The sequence below is a fragment of the Campylobacter sp. BCW_6463 genome (genome assembly GCF_001762785.1).
Classification (GTDB): Bacteria; Campylobacterota; Campylobacteria; order Campylobacterales; family Campylobacteraceae; genus Campylobacter_D; species Campylobacter_D jejuni.
In genome coordinates, this window is sequence record NZ_MJXL01000069.1 from 7,989 (window position 1) to 8,725 (window position 737).

Here is a 737-nt window from a genome sequence, read left to right on the forward strand (position 1 = left end):
AAGTCGTGCAATTTTAATACACTGGGGAAACACTGATAAAGACACACAAGGTTGTATCTTGCTTGGGCTTACCAAGGATAATAATAATGAAAGTGTCGGTCAAAGCAGGCAGGCTTGCAAAGAATTTTACGACTTAATGTATGGTAAAAATCTTGAAGACATTAAACTTGAAATAACAAATGAGTTAGCATAGAAAGGAGATAAAAGTTTAAGTAGGTTAAAGTTTACACCCCGATTTTGCGGGGCAAGGCTAATAAGCCTTGACTATAATTATACAAAGTAGTATAATTATAATTATAAACTTCTGGTATGACATTTATATCACCACCTTTCGCGGGTGGAATTTAGCCATAGGGGGTCAGACCTACGGCTAACCCTTAGGGGTATTATATAAAAACCTTACTTAAACTTCTAAAACAAAATATGATAAATCTTTTATTTGGAAATGCAAAGCTTTATATAGCCTTAGCTTTAATGGCAATCTTAACAGGATATTTTTATCTAAGACTTGATAGCACAAAGGCAAAATTAGAAAAAAGTCAAAATGATTTAGCCTTAGCTTTAGAGATTAATAAAAACAACGAAGCAAGGCTAAAAGAACTTACGCAAATTCATAAAGCAGAATTAAAAGCAATCAATGAAGCAAACAATCAAAAAAACGAAGTTAAAGAAAGGATAGAATATGTTAAAGAATACATTTATAAAAGCAATGAAAATAATATTACCAAGCTTTTTAA

General features: G+C 31.3%; 2 protein-coding genes. Both read left to right on the top strand.

From position 1 onward, the window contains the following. The coding region (locus AJ884_RS10155) for a DUF5675 family protein (protein ID WP_261660587.1) at nucleotides 1-193 on the top strand (193 nt) is incomplete at its 5' end. Nucleotides 194-423: 230 nt separating this feature from the next. Further along, the coding region (locus AJ884_RS07710) for a hypothetical protein (RefSeq protein WP_070286586.1) at nucleotides 424-737 on the top strand (314 nt) is incomplete at its 3' end.